This is a genomic window from Thalassospira sp. MCCC 1A03138, from assembly GCF_002115785.1.
Taxonomy (GTDB): Bacteria; Pseudomonadota; Alphaproteobacteria; order Rhodospirillales; family Thalassospiraceae; genus Thalassospira.
In genome coordinates this window covers 176,026-190,513 of record NZ_JFJY01000002.1, presented here as the reverse complement: position 1 = coordinate 190,513, position 14,488 = coordinate 176,026, and the positions used below count along the sequence as shown (strand labels likewise).

At 53.4% G+C, this 14,488-nt stretch carries 15 protein-coding genes; 10 read left to right on the top strand and 5 right to left on the bottom strand.

Annotated elements, in window-relative coordinates:
• Nucleotides 1-60: 60 nt before the first annotated feature.
• The 6 genes from infC (at nt 61) to pheT (ending at nt 5,541) form a co-directional block, all read left to right on the top strand.
• Entirely contained in the window at nt 61-576 is a 516-nt protein-coding gene (gene infC / locus TH468_RS05650) for a translation initiation factor IF-3 (RefSeq protein ID WP_007088697.1), read from the top strand.
• Nucleotides 577-614: 38 nt separating this feature from the next.
• Entirely contained in the window at nt 615-1,019 is a 405-nt protein-coding gene (locus TH468_RS05645) for a response regulator (protein ID WP_007088698.1), read from the top strand.
• A 350-nt stretch (nt 1,020-1,369) separates the two neighbouring features.
• Complete coding sequence (gene rpmI / locus TH468_RS05640) at nt 1,370-1,567, top strand: 50S ribosomal protein L35 (protein WP_007088699.1); 198 nt, start codon at nt 1,370-1,372, stop codon at nt 1,565-1,567.
• 16 nt (nt 1,568-1,583) lie between these two features.
• Nucleotides 1,584-1,940 (top strand): 50S ribosomal protein L20, encoded by a 357-nt coding sequence (rplT, locus tag TH468_RS05635; RefSeq protein WP_007088700.1) that lies wholly within the window; start codon nt 1,584-1,586, stop codon nt 1,938-1,940.
• 117 nt (nt 1,941-2,057) lie between these two features.
• Entirely contained in the window at nt 2,058-3,128 is a 1,071-nt protein-coding gene (gene pheS / locus TH468_RS05630) for a phenylalanine--tRNA ligase subunit alpha (RefSeq protein WP_063092449.1), read from the top strand.
• Between the two features lie 4 nt (nt 3,129-3,132).
• Nucleotides 3,133-5,541, top strand: coding sequence for a phenylalanine--tRNA ligase subunit beta (pheT, locus tag TH468_RS05625; RefSeq protein ID WP_085642600.1), 2,409 nt, complete (start codon nt 3,133-3,135; stop codon nt 5,539-5,541).
• A 96-nt stretch (nt 5,542-5,637) separates the two neighbouring features.
• On the opposite strand, the gene TH468_RS05620 is transcribed toward pheT, so the two are convergent.
• Together TH468_RS05620 and TH468_RS05615 are read right to left on the bottom strand one after the other, a co-directional pair.
• Nucleotides 5,638-6,093, bottom strand: coding sequence for a hypothetical protein (locus TH468_RS05620; protein ID WP_037988385.1), 456 nt, complete (start codon nt 6,091-6,093; stop codon nt 5,638-5,640).
• 109 nt (nt 6,094-6,202) lie between these two features.
• Nucleotides 6,203-8,245, bottom strand: a complete 2,043-nt coding sequence (locus TH468_RS05615) for an ATP-binding protein (protein WP_085642599.1) — start codon at nt 8,243-8,245, stop codon at nt 6,203-6,205.
• A gap of 534 nt (nt 8,246-8,779) precedes the next feature.
• Between TH468_RS05615 and lepA the strand changes: the two genes are divergently transcribed.
• Both lepA and TH468_RS05600 read left to right on the top strand, forming a co-directional pair.
• Nucleotides 8,780-10,585, top strand: coding sequence for a translation elongation factor 4 (lepA, locus tag TH468_RS05605; RefSeq protein WP_007088706.1), 1,806 nt, complete (start codon nt 8,780-8,782; stop codon nt 10,583-10,585).
• Nucleotides 10,586-10,715: 130 nt separating this feature from the next.
• On the top strand, nt 10,716-11,174 hold the full coding sequence (locus TH468_RS05600) for a heme-degrading domain-containing protein (protein ID WP_085642597.1): 459 nt from the start codon (nt 10,716-10,718) through the stop codon (nt 11,172-11,174).
• Between the two features lie 41 nt (nt 11,175-11,215).
• Here the strand turns inward: TH468_RS05600 and TH468_RS05595 are convergent, their stop codons facing one another.
• Nucleotides 11,216-11,557 (bottom strand): helix-turn-helix domain-containing protein, encoded by a 342-nt coding sequence (locus TH468_RS05595; RefSeq protein ID WP_085642596.1) that lies wholly within the window; start codon nt 11,555-11,557, stop codon nt 11,216-11,218.
• Between the two features lie 103 nt (nt 11,558-11,660).
• Between TH468_RS05595 and TH468_RS05590 the strand changes: the two genes are divergently transcribed.
• Nucleotides 11,661-11,978: a nuclear transport factor 2 family protein gene (locus tag TH468_RS05590; RefSeq protein WP_139834651.1), complete on the top strand. Its 318-nt coding sequence runs from the start codon at nt 11,661-11,663 to the stop codon at nt 11,976-11,978.
• A 50-nt stretch (nt 11,979-12,028) separates the two neighbouring features.
• On the top strand, nt 12,029-12,823 hold the full coding sequence (locus TH468_RS05585) for an SDR family oxidoreductase (protein WP_085642989.1): 795 nt from the start codon (nt 12,029-12,031) through the stop codon (nt 12,821-12,823).
• A 21-nt stretch (nt 12,824-12,844) separates the two neighbouring features.
• Here the strand turns inward: TH468_RS05585 and TH468_RS05580 are convergent, their stop codons facing one another.
• Together TH468_RS05580 and TH468_RS05575 are read right to left on the bottom strand one after the other, a co-directional pair.
• Entirely contained in the window at nt 12,845-13,252 is a 408-nt protein-coding gene (locus TH468_RS05580) for a GFA family protein (protein WP_085642594.1), read from the bottom strand.
• 27 nt (nt 13,253-13,279) lie between these two features.
• Nucleotides 13,280-14,302, bottom strand: coding sequence for an NAD(P)/FAD-dependent oxidoreductase (locus TH468_RS05575; protein WP_181850035.1), 1,023 nt, complete (start codon nt 14,300-14,302; stop codon nt 13,280-13,282).
• Nucleotides 14,303-14,488: the final 186 nt, after the last annotated feature.

Here is a 14,488-nt window from a genome sequence, read left to right as displayed (position 1 = left end):
TTCTGTGCTTTTTTGTTTGATTACCAAAGGAGATTATCCATAGCACGACCACGTAAACCGATGCAGCCGACCAAGGAAGGTCCGCGCGTCAATGAGGATATCAAAGCCCGTGCCATTTGTGTCGTAGACGCTGAAGGCAATATGTCTGATCCAATGACGGTTCGTGAAGGCATTGAAATGGCGATGGAAGCTGGACTCGACCTTGTCGAAGTCGCTCCGAATGCCGAGCCTCCCGTCTGTAAGCTGATCGACTACGGCAAGTTCAAATACGAACAAAGCAAGAAACAGAACGAAGCCAAAAAGAAACAGAAGGTTATTGAAGTCAAGGAAATCAAGCTCCGTCCGAACATTGATATCCATGACTACAATGTGAAGCTCCGTGCAGCGCAGAAGTTTCTTGGCGGTGGAGATAAGGTGAAAGTCACGTTGCGTTTCCGTGGACGTGAAATGGCTCACCAGGACCTTGGTCTTGGCATGCTGCAGCGTTTTTCGGGGGATCTTGAAGATCTTGCCAAAACCGAACAGATGCCGAAGATGGAAGGCCGCATAATGATTATGGTGCTGGCGCCGCGTTAACCCGCGGCGTTTTGCCTTTCCAAGCAAGAGGGAATGCCATGGCAGCCGGGAATGATCTTCTGATCGTCGGGGTCGATGACGACCCTAAAAGTCTCGTGCTTCTGAAACGAATCGTCGAAAGTGGCGGATACAGTTTTGTTGGCGTTTCCTCTGGCAAGGAACTTCTGGAAGTCCTGAAGACAAAAAAGCCGCGCATCATCCTGATGGATATCATGATGCCCGGCATGAACGGCTTTGAAACTTCGCTTCGGGTTCGGACGGGTTTCCCTGATCGTGCCTGTGCAATCATCTATGTCACGGCTCGTCAGGGCGAAGAAGATTTGCGTGGCGGTGTCGCCGCGGGTGGAAATGACTTCGTCTTAAAGCCGATCAATCGCGAAAAACTGCTGAGCCGAATCGAGAAGTGGATCGGTCGAGTTCACACAATTAAAACAGCGGTTTAACATATTTCTGCCGGGCTGACATCGATCTGCCGCCAGGTATTGAGTGCATACTTATCGTCCGGCTTTTTCCCTGACTTTCACAATACGATTTCGGATCACGCAGATATGCGAGGATCTCTGCCAACGGTGTGTTGTTGTGACCGTTTCAGTCTGATCTTTTACGCGATGTGGTGAAGCGGGGGAAATCGCGGGTAACAGGGGCGAAAAGGTCCTTGAAAAAGGAAGGGGTGGAGTCTATAACCACCCGTCCCCAAAACAGGTGGTGAGGCTGGAAAGATCATTGATCTTTCAGGGCATGCCCAGCCGCCGTGGGGAATTTCGTGTTTCATTGCTTATGCAAGGATAGAAAAATGCCCAAGATGAAGACCAAAGCGAGCGCTAAAAAACGCTTTAGCCTGACCGCAAAGGGTAAAGTTCGTCGCAATGTCGCTAACAAGCGCCACCTGTTGACTGCGAAACCCACCAAGATGAAGCGCCAGGCACGTGGCACGGAGATTCTCTGTGACGCAGATGCCCGCATCGTCAAAAAATTCCTGCCGTACGGTTAAGGCTAAGGAGAGTTAAATGGCTCGTGTAAAAGGGGGCGTGTCTTCTCACGCCCGTCACCGCAAGGTTATCAAGGCTGCCAAAGGTTATCGTGGTCGCCGCAAGAATGCTTACCGCACTGCTGTGCAGGCCGTTGAAAAAGGTCTGCAATATGCATATCGCGACCGTCGCGTTAAGAAACGCCAGTTCCGCAGCTTGTGGATTCAGCGTATCAACGCCGGTGCTCGTGAAAACGGTCTGAGCTATTCGCAGTTCATGAACGGCCTTAAGAAGGCCGGCGTTGAACTGGACCGCAAAGTGCTTGCCGACATCGCCGTGCGCGAACCCGATGCTTTCAAAGCTCTGGTTACCCAGGCGCAGGCTGCACTCGGCTAATAAACCTTTTGCAAAAAGGTTTAATCGGCACTTGCCTGATTTGATCGGGGGCGGCCATATTGGCCGTCCCTTTTCTTTTGTTTATCCCAATTCACTTTAAGCAAAGCATCGGAAGTTATGGAAAACATCGAAGCATTGCGCGAAGAGGTTCTGGCCGAAATCGAAAAAGCAGCCGACTTGCAGGCTCTTGAAGATGTTCGTATCAGTGCTCTTGGCAAAAAGGGCCGCATTACCGGCCTGATGAAAAACCTTGGCCAGATGGATCCGGATCAGCGCCGCGAATTCGGTCAGACGCTGAACACGGTCAAGGATCAGGTTGCCGAGGCGATCGAGACCCGCAAATCCGGCCTGGAAGACGCGGCCTTGAACGCACGTCTGGTTGGCGAACGGATCGATGTAACCCTGCCTTCGCGCATGGACGAGACTGCAGGCCGGATTCATCCGATCAGCCAGACGATGGACGAAATCATCTCGATCTTTGGCGAGATGGGCTTTGCGCTTGCCGAAGGTCCGGATGTCGAAGACGATTTCCATAACTTTACCGCCCTGAACATCCCACCGGAACACCCGGCGCGCGAGATGCAGGATACCTTCTATCTGCCCGAGCAGGAAGACGGGTCGCGCCTTGTGCTGCGCACCCATACCTCGCCGGTGCAAATCAGAACCATGCAGAGCAAAACCCCACCGATCCGGATCATCGCGCCGGGGCGGACATATCGTTCCGATAGCGATATGACCCATACGCCGATGTTCCATCAGGTCGAGGGACTGGTGATCGACAAGAAAACCCATATGGGTCACCTGAAAGGGTGCCTGCTGGAGTTTGTTAAAACCTATTTCGAACTGGATGAAGTTCCGGTTCGCTACCGTCCGAGCTTCTTCCCGTTTACCGAGCCGAGTGCCGAAATGGACATTGGCTGTTCGCGCAAGGGTGGGGAGCTCAAGATTGGTGAAGGCGACGACTGGCTGGAGATTCTGGGCTGCGGCATGGTTCATCCGCGCGTTCTGGCGGCTTGTGGGCTTGATCCAAATGAATATCAGGGCTTTGCCTTTGGCATGGGGATCGAACGTATCGCGATGCTGAAATACGGCATTCCCGATCTTCGCACCTTCTTCGATACCGATCTGCGCTGGCTGAAACATTACGGTTTCGTGCCGCTGGATGTACCGAACATGGTGAGAGGCTAAGATCATGAAATTCACACTCGATTGGCTGAAGCAGCACCTCGATACCGATGCGTCGATTGATGTTATCGCTGAAAAACTGACCGATGTCGGGCTTGAAATCGAAAGCGTCACCGACCGGGCCGCAGCGCTTAGGGATATCCGTGTCGCCTATATCGAAGAAGCTGGCCAGCACCCGGATGCCGACCGCCTGAAACTGTGCCGGGTGAATACCGGTGATAAAATCATTCAGGTCGTTTGCGGTGCACCGAACGCACGAACCGGGATCAAGGTTGCACTGGCACAGCCGGGCGCGATCATCCCGATTGACGGTTCGAAACTGAAACCGGGTAAAATCCGCGGCGTCGAAAGTCAGGGCATGATGTGTTCGACCCGCGAACTTTGCCTGGGTGAAGATCACGACGGCATCATCGAGTTGCCGGAAGATGCCGAAATCGGTGCACAGGTTGCAACGGTTCTTGGTGCGGACGATCCGATCATTGAAATCGGCCTGACCCCGAACCGTCCCGATTGTACCGGTGTACGCGGGATCGCACGTGATCTTGCCGCTGCCGGTCTTGGGGCGCTAAAGGCAGATCCCCGTCAGGAAGCGGTTGCCGGATCGTTTGATAGCCCGGTGGGTGTCACGATTTCAGCCGATATTGCGAAAAATGGCGCAGCCCCGGCATTTTATGGTCGCTATATCCGTGGTGTTAAAAACGGCGAAAGCCCGGCATGGCTGAAAGCCCGTCTTGAAGCCATCGGTTTGCGGCCGATTTCGACTCTTGTCGATATCACAAACCTTGTGACCCATGATCTTGCTCGTCCATTGCATGTATTTGATGCCGACAAGATGTCGGGTGACATCAATGTGCGCTATGCAACCAATGGCGAAAAGCTTGCTGCACTTGATAACAGGGAATACGAGCTGTCCGACAGCATGGTCGTGATTGCCGATCAGGCAAAGGCACTTGGCATCGGTGGTATTATCGGCGGTGAAGAAACCGGTTGTGTCGAAGACACGGTCAATGTGTTTGTCGAATGTGCCCTGTTCGATCCGATCAGTGTTGCAAAAACCGGTCGCAAACTGCAGATCAATTCCGACGCGCGTTACCGGTTCGAGCGCGGCGTTGATCCGCAATCAATTGTCTGGGGCATGGAAGTTGCCACCCGTCTGATCACGGAACTTTGTGGTGGCGAAGTTTCGCACGTGGTCAAGGCCGGGGAAGTTCCTGCGCCCCGGAACAGCTTTGATCTTCGCATTGATCGCATCCGGGAACTGGGTGGTGTTGAAGTTGACGCCGATCAGGCGATTGCAATTCTGAAGTCGCTTGGCTTCGAAGTCAGCGGTTCTGCGCCGGTTATTACAGCTGTTGCACCGACCTGGCGTCCGGATGTTATCGGCGAAGCCGATCTGGTCGAGGAAGTGCTGCGCATTGTCGGATATGACAAAATACCGACGGTGCCGCTGGAACGTGAAACCAGCCTGCCGGTTCCGGCCCTTAGCCCGTTCCAAAAGCGGGTCGGTCTGACCCGTCGGACACTGGCTTCGCGCGGCATGTTTGAAACCGTCACATGGTCGTTCACGGACTCGCGTTGGGCAAAACTGTTTGCGGATTTGAAACCGGGGCTGTTCCTTGCCAATCCGATCAGTTCCGATCTTGATGTGATGCGGCCCAATGTGCTGATCAACCTGATTGCTGCAGTCGGTCGCAATCAGTCGCGCGGCTTTGCCGATCTGGCACTGTTTGAAGCCGGTCCGGAATTCTTTGGCGATCAGCCGGGGGATCAGCGTTTGGTTGCGGCCGGTTTGCGGTCAGGATCAACTACTCCGCGCAGCTGGACAGGGTCCCGTCGGGATATTGACCTGTTTGATGTCAAGGCGGATGCCGAGGCATTGCTGGAAGCCCTTGGTACTGCCGCAGCCAACGTGCAGGTGAATGCTGATGGTGCCCCGTCGTGGTATCACCCGGGCCGATCAGCCGCCTTGCAGCTGGGACCGAAAAACATCCTTGGCTATTTCGGTGAACTGCACCCGAAAGTATTGAAAGCTTTGGGTGTCAAAGGGCGCGTCGTTGCGTTCGAGCTGTTCGTTGAAAACGTTCCGATGCCAAAGAAAAAAGGCACCGGTCGCCCGTTACTGAATGCATCAAGCTTCCAGTCGGTCGAACGTGATTTTGCCTTCCTTCTGGATGCGGATGTTCAGTCCGAAGCCATTGTCAAGGCAGCACGGAATGTGGACCGTAACCTGATTTCGGATGTCACGATCTTTGATCTTTATGCCGGCAAAGGTATCGAGGATGGCAAGAAATCGATTGCTTTCTCGATCACCTTGCAGCCGACCAAGGCAACCCTGACCGAAGAAGAAATCGACGGGGTTTGTAAAAAGGTTGTCGCTGCTGTCGAAAAGGCAACAGGCGGTTCTTTGCGCGCCTAGGGTTTTCCCCGACAAGCATAGTAAAAACGGGTCGCCTGTCTGGCGGCCCGTTTTTTGTTGTCCGAATGTGGGAATGTGCGCGAAGGCGCAAGGAAGCTATCCACCTGGTCGTTTACGCAAGACGGCAAATTCTTCTTCATCAAGGTCGACGGCCACGATGTCCGGACCATTGGTGTAAATCCGCCATTCCATATCGGTGTCATCGCATTCGATGTTAAGTTGATCGATCATGCTGTTCCATGTGCAGCTTTCCCAGTCGTCATCCGCTTCAAGCCGACCGGTTCCGTTATCGGACAGATGCATGACCAGCAGTTCTTCATCCTCGTCAACTGAGTAAACAGCGTAAGTTTCGTTTGCGAAACGGTAGTTGATTTCTTTGCCATTCAATTGCCGCCATCCGCGCGGCATAGGGGCATGAACATCGCGCTCGGCAAACAGGCTGGCCAGCGATTGCATGTGGCTGTTTGGCATGGTTCGCATGTCCGAGCCACATGCTGCCAGAAGCAACAAACCAGTCAATGAAAGTGCCGTATAGAAACGGGTGCTAGTCATACCATGCTCCGTCGTGGCCGATGGTCATCAAGCGGGCAGGTTTTACCGACCCGCTTTGTGCTGTCTGTTCCAAAGCAAGATGCTTGCCACCCTTGGACTTGGGGGGCCTTTATGGCTTCCCGCGCAGAGTGAAGACAAATGTGGCACCGGGATCGGTCAGGGGGCGGGTCGTATCAAGCCATATCCGGCCGCCATGCTGTTCTGCAATTTTCCGGCATAGTGAAAGCCCAAGCCCGGTTCCGCTGAACTCATCTTTGTGTAAACGCTGGAACAGGCGGAAAATACGATGTGCATGTTCCGGATGAATGCCAATTCCATTATCGCGAACCGAAATACGCCAGAATCCGGGCATGTCGGGATCTCGCACGGCATGAATATCGATGTGAGGCGGGACGCCCGGGCGACGATATTTGATCGCATTCGACAGCAGGTTCTGGAATAGACGTGACAAACTGATCCGATCACCGTTGATCACGGGCAGATCATTATGGGTAATGGTTGCCTGTTCCTGAACAATAATGGCCTTGAGGTCGGCTTGCGCTTCGTTAAGCACCTGATTGCAGTCGAGTTCCGCCATTTCATCATCGTTGCTGCCGGTTTTGGCATATTCCAGCAAATGGCTGATCAGTTTATGCATGCGCTTTGCGCCATCGACCGCATAGTCGATATATTCGTCCGCTTCCTGGTCAAGTGATCCGCCATAACGGCGTTTCAAAAGCTGGGTATAGCTTGCGACCATGCGTAATGGCTGTTGCAGGTCATGGGACGCGACATAGGCAAATTGCTCAAGGTCTTCATTGGTCCGCTTGAGCTGATCAAGGGTATCGCGAAGCTTGTTTGCATTTTCGACAAACTGGGTCACGTCGCGTGCGCTGCTGAATGTCATGCCCTCGAACGGACCAATGCCGTGCCACGCCAGCCATCGGGTTTCCCCGCGCTGATCGGAAATACGTAAAACCAGTTCTCTTTCCTGTGTATCGCCACTTTGCCGGTTTATGAAACTTGTGCGGATAGTTTCCCGGTCTTCTGGCAGGAAAAGAAATTCGACCGGCTTTCCGATCAGGTCATAGACCGCCTTGCCAACAAGTTCGGCCAATGCGGGGCTGAGGCCTTGCAGAATGCCTTCCATGTCGACGGCGATCGCAGGTTCTGGCGTATGATGCAGATAGGTTTCGAACGGGTGACAAAGTTCCTGCTGCGGGGCGATTTCCAGCAAAAGGACGGTAATGGTTTCACTATCTTCTTCCTGACGGCGTTGAGCCATCAGATAAAAGCGCTGAGTTTGACCGGCCGATGTCAGTATATCGACCATTGTGCCGATACGATTATCTTGCCACTCGTTGTCAATCAGCGGACTTCTTAGCTGTGCCCGCGATGCCTCGCCAAGACGTGACAGAAATGCATCGGCGGTTGGTTTGACATCGCCAAATTCAAGGCCGAGTATTTCCGGCCAGTTCAGACGAGATGTAAGAATTCCCGACGGGTTCTTTGACGACCAGCTTAAAATCGCACAGCCGCAATCAGACAGCGTGTTTTCTGAATCGTTGAAATGCTCGGCCAGGTCGGCGGCGCGCAAATGCTGTCGTTTCAGGCGCTGCCACAGCCAGACAGAAAGTCCCGCCATAATAACCAGCACGATCAGGAACAACGAGGCGTGAAGCATGATGGCTTCGCGCCAGTTGCCCAATAAAATGTGCCGCGGAATGTAGGTCACAACGATACGGTCAAGCTGCGGCAAAATACTGTAGGCCATCAGCATCACGGTATTGCCATGCATGCAAAGCAAACTGCCGCGATATGCCTTTTGTTCGTTTATCTCGTCAAAAAGATCATCAATCAAATGGGCCGGAATGGTGCCGTTGATCTGATTGCGATCAGTATCCAGAACGCCAACGGAAAGATCGGGATTTTCATCAATGACGCGTTGCAGGTCGATTGTGCTGTTTTGCATCAGCACGGCACTCAGATGATAAGTGATGGCCATCATTTGCGCTCGCGCCTGATCAATCGCACTGTCGTATAGTGTTTTCTGGATAAAGAAGAAGGAAAAAAGCAGGATCACCATGCCGGTCATAGTGAGCGCAGCCAGACGCTTTCGCAGTTTGCTTAACCCGCGTCGGGACAATGAGGGCTCGATGGATGTCAGAAACATTTTCTTTATTGCACCCTTGCCTGATCCTGCCTAACTGCCCCGTGATCAAAGCCTATGTTTTTTTGGTCGGGTTGAAAAGCTTTCAACCGGCAATAATGCGGATGATCTCATATAAAAAATCGCGCAGTGACAGCAACTTGCTCTTGTTCGGGGTATGTTGTTGCCATCAGGAAGGGACGATCATGCAAATCCGGGGCAGGGTGAAGGCGAATTCGCAGAACCTGATTCAAACACAGTGCTTCTAATTGAAGTTAAAAACCCCTATAAACCCGCTGTTGGCGATTGGTTTTTATCGCCAGGACGGCCAAGACGATCCGAAATTGCCGGTATCGCCCGCTTGCTCCGCGGCAGCACAACTTTTACTGCCGTGCCTTTCCAGATGTCGCTGCCTTGTGCAGGGCTGGCTGACCGGGATGGTGCAAACGGCGTGACACCGGCTTTGTGATAAATGATCGATGTGAAATGCGATCAAGTTTTGGCAAAAACCGAACCGAATTTTTGACATAACCATCGCCCAGTGCCAGAAGCAGCCATATGACCGATCTTAAGAACATTCGAAACTTTTCGATTATCGCGCATATCGACCACGGTAAATCGACCCTGGCCGACCGTCTGATCCAGCTTACCGGCGGTCTTACCGATCGCGAGATGTCCGAGCAGGTCCTCGACTCGATGGATATCGAACGCGAACGCGGGATCACCATCAAGTCGCAGGCCGTGCGTTTGAAATACACGGCCAAGGATGGTCAGGAATATACCCTGAACCTGATGGATACGCCGGGTCACGTCGATTTTGCCTATGAAGTGTCGCGTTCGCTTGCCGCGTGCGAGGGATCGCTTCTGGTGGTTGATGCCGCACAGGGTGTCGAAGCGCAGACGCTGGCCAACGTTTATCAGGCAATTGATAACAACCACGAAATCGTGCCTGTCCTGAACAAGGTTGATCTGCCCGCCGCAGAACCGGACCGCGTCAAGGAACAGATCGAAGAAGTGATTGGCATTGATGCCAGCGATGCGCTGATGATTTCAGCCAAAACCGGCCTGGGCGTGCCTGATGTGCTCGAAGCACTGGTGCATCGTTTACCTGCTCCGACGGGCGATCCGGCGGCACCGCTTGAAGTCCTGCTGGTCGATAGCTGGTACGATTCCTATCTGGGTGTCATGATTCTGGTGCGTGTCAAAGAAGGCACCCTGAAAAAAGGCCAGAAAATCCGCTTCATGAACGCCAAGGTCACCCACACGGTTGACCGTGTCGGCGTGTTCACGCCCAAGCCGCTTGCGCTTGATGAAATGGGGCCGGGTGAAGTCGGCTTTATCAATTGCGGTATGAAAACCGTTGCCGAATGCGAAGTCGGCGACACGATTACCGAAGAAAAACGTCCCTGCGCAAAACCGCTTGCCGGTTTCAAACCGTCCATTCCGGTGGTGTTCTGTGGCATTTTCCCGGTTGATACCAGCGAATATGACGTGCTTCGCGATGCGCTTGAAAAGCTGCACCTTAACGATGCATCCTTCCAGTTCGAGCCGGAAAACTCGACCGCACTGGGGCTTGGTTTCCGCTGTGGCTTCCTAGGGCTTTTGCATCTGGAGATCATTCAGGAGCGTCTTGAACGCGAGTTTGAACTTGATCTGATCACCACGGCGCCATCGGTTTCCTATAAAATCTCGATGACCAAGGGCGAAGATATTCTGCTGCACAACCCGGCGGATTTCCCCGATGTCACCAAGATCAAGGCGATTGAAGAACCCTGGATCAAGGCATCCATCATGGTGCCGGACGAATATCTTGGCGGCATTCTGACGCTTTGCACCGAACGTCGCGGTATTCAGCAGGATCTGACCTATGTCGGGAACCGGGCGATGGCGGTGTACAAGCTGCCGCTGAACGAGGTGGTGTTTGATTTCTATGACCGCCTGAAGTCGATTTCGCGTGGTTATGCCAGCTTTGATTACGAACTGGCCGGCTATGACGAAAGCGATCTGGTCAAGGTATCCATTCTGGTCAACGAAGAGCCGGTTGATGCGCTTGCATTGATGGTTCACCGTTCTGCTGCCGAACATCGGGGCCGCGAGATTTGCAAACGTCTTAAGGACCTTATCCCGCGCCAGATGTTCAAGGTCGCCATTCAGGCAGCCATCGGCGGTAAGGTGATCGCACGTGAAACGGTTTCTGCGATGCGTAAAGACGTGACAGCCAAATGTTATGGCGGTGACGTGTCGCGTAAACGCAAACTTCTGGACAAACAGAAGGCCGGTAAGAAAAAGATGCGCCAGTTCGGCAAGGTCGAAATTCCACAGTCGGCCTTTATCAACGCCCTTAAGATGAGCGACGATAAATAAATCGATATTACGGTATCGAAACAAGGGCTGCATCCCATTGTGGATGCAGCCTTTTTCTTTGAGGGCTTTCGGCAATTCGTGCCATGCGTTATGGATAGGTCGTCATACTGTTTTGTTGCAGGAGCCCGCCATGGATCTTGAAATTCTTCAACGCCAGGAAGCCATCCTTGTCTTTGATCGCTTTGACGAGGAAACGGCGTGGGAAATCGGATCGGCCCTTGTGGCGGTTGCACGGGCACAGAATGCCCCGGTCGTCGTCGACATCCGTACATCTGATCGCACCCTGTTCCACGCGGCCCTTTTGGGGGCAAAACCCGCCAATGATTCCTGGGCATATCGCAAAAGCAATCTGACGCTTCGCGAACATCAGTCATCGATGCAGTTTGGATTGGCGTTGAAGGCCAAGGGCAAAACGCTTGCCGACCATGGGATTGATTTCGCCGATTATGCCGACCACGGCGGCAGTTTTCCGGTTCGCGTCAAAGGCGTTGGCGTGATCGCGGCAATCACCGTTTCCGGCCTTGCCTCGCACGAGGATCACGGCATGATTGTTGGTGTTCTTGAAGATTTTCTTGGGGTTTCGGCTTGATTCGGTTCGGTTTCGGATATCGGGTTATCGGCCAATGATCGTCAGCAAACTTTCAGATCGGCAGGACGGGCTTCTGCCCATTTAAGCAGGGCATCCAATGCGGGGCACAATGATTGGCCCCATTCGCTCATGCGATATTCGACCTTGGGCGGCACCACCGGATAAACTTTGCGTTCGATAATGCCATCGGCTTCAAGCTGTCGAAGTTGCTGAGCGAGCATCTTTTGCGAAATGCCGGGGATCAGCTTTTCCAGATCTGAATAACGTTGCACCTTGCCGCCAAACAGATGGAAAAGAATGATCAGCTTCCATCGACCTTCAAGCATTTTAAAGATCGTTTCGACGTCTGATGCCGCAGTGACCGGCGTGTAGGTCTTCGCCATGCTTCAAGCCTGTTAGTTACTTACTTTAAAGTACGTACTTCCCAAAATGGGAGTTTGTTTGAAAAATGCCTGTCTGACAAGCAAGCAGACAGGAACAAACGAAATGATCAAACTCCCCGAACCGATCATCGCATATTTTGATCCCGCCAATAGCGTTGCGCAGAAGGTTGCGGCTTTCAATGACACTGCAATTGTCGAAGACGAAAACCAACGCCATCAGGGACGACCTGAAATCGGGAAGTGGATGGCAGACGCCAAAGCAAAATACAACTTTGTGGCCGAGCCGATTGACGTTGTTCATGCAGATGAAAAATTTGCCGTGAAAGCCAAGGTCAGCGGTGACTTCCCCAACAGTCCGATTGAGCTTGATTACCAGTTCGAACTTGCGAATGGCGGGATCGAAAAGCTTCTGATCGGTTAGGCGACCGCGACTTTTGGCACAACTTTCCCAGTAAAATGAGCGACCATAAAATGTTTCAGCTTCCAGATCCTGTGCAGGAATTTGCGCAGAAACGCATAGTTGTGACCGGCGGCACCAAAGGTACAGGAAAGGCCGTTTTTGAGCGCATGCTGGCTGGCGGGGGAACCTTGATTACGGCAGCCCGCGGCGAGAAGCCCGATGATATCGCCAGCGATTGCTATGTGCAGGCGGACCTTTCGACCACGGCCGGCGTCGAAAAACTGGCCGCAGCCGCACGCGAACGCATGGGAGGGGTTGATATCCTGATCCACGTTCTGGGCGGGTCATCAAACCCGTCCGGTGGCTTTGCCGTAATCGACGATGCCGGTTGGGAAAAGGAACTGAACCTTAACCTGATGTCGGCTGTGCGACTTGATCGCTGTCTGGTGCCCGAAATGATCGCGCGTGGCAGCGGTATTGTTGTGCATACATCGTCAATTCAGCGCCGTTTGCCGCTATTTGACGCAACAACGGCCTATGCCGCAGCAAAAGCAGCACTTACGACTTACAGCAAGGTTCTTTCGAAGGAAGTTGGTCCCAAGGGCGTGCGGGTTAATGCTGTTGCGCCGGGGTGGATTTATACCGATGCATCAAAGGCGATGGTCGAACGGATTGCCGAAGGCGGCAGTATCGGCGAGGAAGCCGCGCGCCAAAGCATCCTTGATGCATTGGGAGGCATTCCATTAGGGCGTCCGGCGCAGCCGGAAGAAGTGGCTGAATTGATTGCTTTTCTGACATCAGATCGGGCGTCATCAATTCATGGCGCGGAATACACCATTGATGGTGGCACGGTGCCGACGGTCTAGGAAAAGTACAATGCTGCCCGGTCAGCTGGACTGATCGACATGTTCGATATCGGGATCAATTCCGGCAAAACTGGGCAGGGCTGTGCTCATCCATAGATGCTTTTTGGCTTTGAAAGGCGTCGGGTCGTCGAAGCTGCCAAGCCTGAAATCGAGGAAGTCGGGATAATCGCCGTGCCGCCAGGTAAGGCTTGATCCGCATTTCGGGCAAAATCCGCGAAACCGGTTGGGCGAACTTTCAAACTCGGCCGGTTTGCCATCCCATTTCAGGGTTGCCGTCGGAAAGGTAACAAAGGTCGAAACACCCGACCCGCTGTCTTTACGGCACATGCCGCAATGGCAGTGGTTGCCGCCCGTTGGCTCGCCCGAAACAGAAAAGCGCACCGCACCGCACAGACAGCCGCCAGTATGAAGATCGGTGGTTGTGGGCATGGTGCGCTTTTCCTTTTTGATCAGGGCTTATTCCGCCGGAACGCCCGTCGTGGTGGAATATTCGAAATGGAATTCCTTATCGGGGAACAGGTAGCTGCGCGCGGAATGGATGGCGCTGGCCCCTTCGGCAAAGCCTGACAGGATCAGTTTCAGTTTGTGGTCATAGGTTGCGATATCGCCAATCGCGAAGATGCCCGGAACCGAAGTTGCCATGGTGGCCTGCGTGACACCAATATGGTTGCGATCAAGGTTAAGGCCCCAATCGGCAATCGGGCCAAGTTCCATGGCAAGGCCAAAGAACGGCAACAGGTGATCTGCTTCGAGTGCAAGTTCCTCGCCCTTGAGCGTCGCAACGACGACGTGGGAAAGCTTGCCATTGTCACCCTTGAGGCTCTTGAGCTGATAGGGAATGACCATCTCGATCTTCCCGGCTTCGGCCAAGGCCTGCAATTTCGCACTGCTGTCCGGGGCGGCGCGGAATTTCGGGCGACGATGAACGACCATGACTTTTTCGGCAATGTCATGAAGGGAAAGCGCCCAATCCACAGCCGAATCACCACCACCGGCAATAACGACTTTTTTCCCGGCAAAATCGGCACGGCGTTTGACGTAATACTGAACGCCGCCGCTGCCTTCGTAATCTTCAAGGCCTTCCATCGGCGGTTTGTTCGGGCCAAAGGCACCGCAACCGGCCGCAATCACAACCGCACCCGCATCAATGATGGTGCCGACCGAGGTTTCCAGCGTGAAACGGCCATCGTCACGTTTTTCAAGTTTTACGACCTGCTGACCGAGATGATAGGTCGGTTCGAACGGGGCGGCCTGCTTGGCAAGCTGATCAATCAGGTCCTGACCGGCAATCTGGGGATGGGCCGGAATATCGAAAATCGGCTTTTCCGGATAAAGCGCGCTGCATTGTCCGCCAACCATATCAAGCGCGTCGATGACATGAGTTTTAAGCCCAAGCATTCCGGCTTCGAAAACGGCGAAAAGACCGACAGGGCCGGCGCCTATGATGGCAATATCGGTGCTGTGCGACGCGTCTGACATGTTCATTCCATCCAAATAACATCAGGTCGATAAAAGCGACGGTAAATCATAGCCTAATCTATACATGTGCGAGATAGCATTTGGGACCGTTTATCGCAACGTAAACCGGCCTTTCTTGCAGGTTGTCCGGCAAACTGCTGCCTGCGTTATACGATGCATGTAAAATCATTGCGAAGGGTGGGCCCA

Bases quoted from the DNA above. Each gene is read 5' to 3' on its own strand.
- TH468_RS05615 (WP_085642599.1), bottom strand. From the start codon at position 8,245: ATGTTTCTGACATCCATCGAGCCCTCATTGTCCCGACGCGGGTTAAGC.
- infC (WP_007088697.1), top strand. From the start codon at position 61: ATGCAGCCGACCAAGGAAGGTCCGCGCGTCAATGAGGATATCAAAGCC.
- rplT (WP_007088700.1), top strand. From the start codon at position 1,584: ATGGCTCGTGTAAAAGGGGGCGTGTCTTCTCACGCCCGTCACCGCAAG.
- TH468_RS05600 (WP_085642597.1), top strand. From the start codon at position 10,716: ATGGATCTTGAAATTCTTCAACGCCAGGAAGCCATCCTTGTCTTTGAT.
- TH468_RS05575 (WP_181850035.1), bottom strand. From the start codon at position 14,302: ATGTCAGACGCGTCGCACAGCACCGATATTGCCATCATAGGCGCCGGC.
- TH468_RS05595 (WP_085642596.1), bottom strand. From the start codon at position 11,557: ATGGCGAAGACCTACACGCCGGTCACTGCGGCATCAGACGTCGAAACG.
- TH468_RS05620 (WP_037988385.1), bottom strand. From the start codon at position 6,093: ATGACTAGCACCCGTTTCTATACGGCACTTTCATTGACTGGTTTGTTG.
- rpmI (WP_007088699.1), top strand. From the start codon at position 1,370: ATGCCCAAGATGAAGACCAAAGCGAGCGCTAAAAAACGCTTTAGCCTG.
- TH468_RS05645 (WP_007088698.1), top strand. From the start codon at position 615: ATGGCAGCCGGGAATGATCTTCTGATCGTCGGGGTCGATGACGACCCT.
- TH468_RS05585 (WP_085642989.1), top strand. From the start codon at position 12,029: ATGTTTCAGCTTCCAGATCCTGTGCAGGAATTTGCGCAGAAACGCATA.
- TH468_RS05590 (WP_139834651.1), top strand. From the start codon at position 11,661: ATGATCAAACTCCCCGAACCGATCATCGCATATTTTGATCCCGCCAAT.
- pheT (WP_085642600.1), top strand. From the start codon at position 3,133: ATGAAATTCACACTCGATTGGCTGAAGCAGCACCTCGATACCGATGCG.
- lepA (WP_007088706.1), top strand. From the start codon at position 8,780: ATGACCGATCTTAAGAACATTCGAAACTTTTCGATTATCGCGCATATC.
- TH468_RS05580 (WP_085642594.1), bottom strand. From the start codon at position 13,252: ATGCCCACAACCACCGATCTTCATACTGGCGGCTGTCTGTGCGGTGCG.
- pheS (WP_063092449.1), top strand. From the start codon at position 2,058: ATGGAAAACATCGAAGCATTGCGCGAAGAGGTTCTGGCCGAAATCGAA.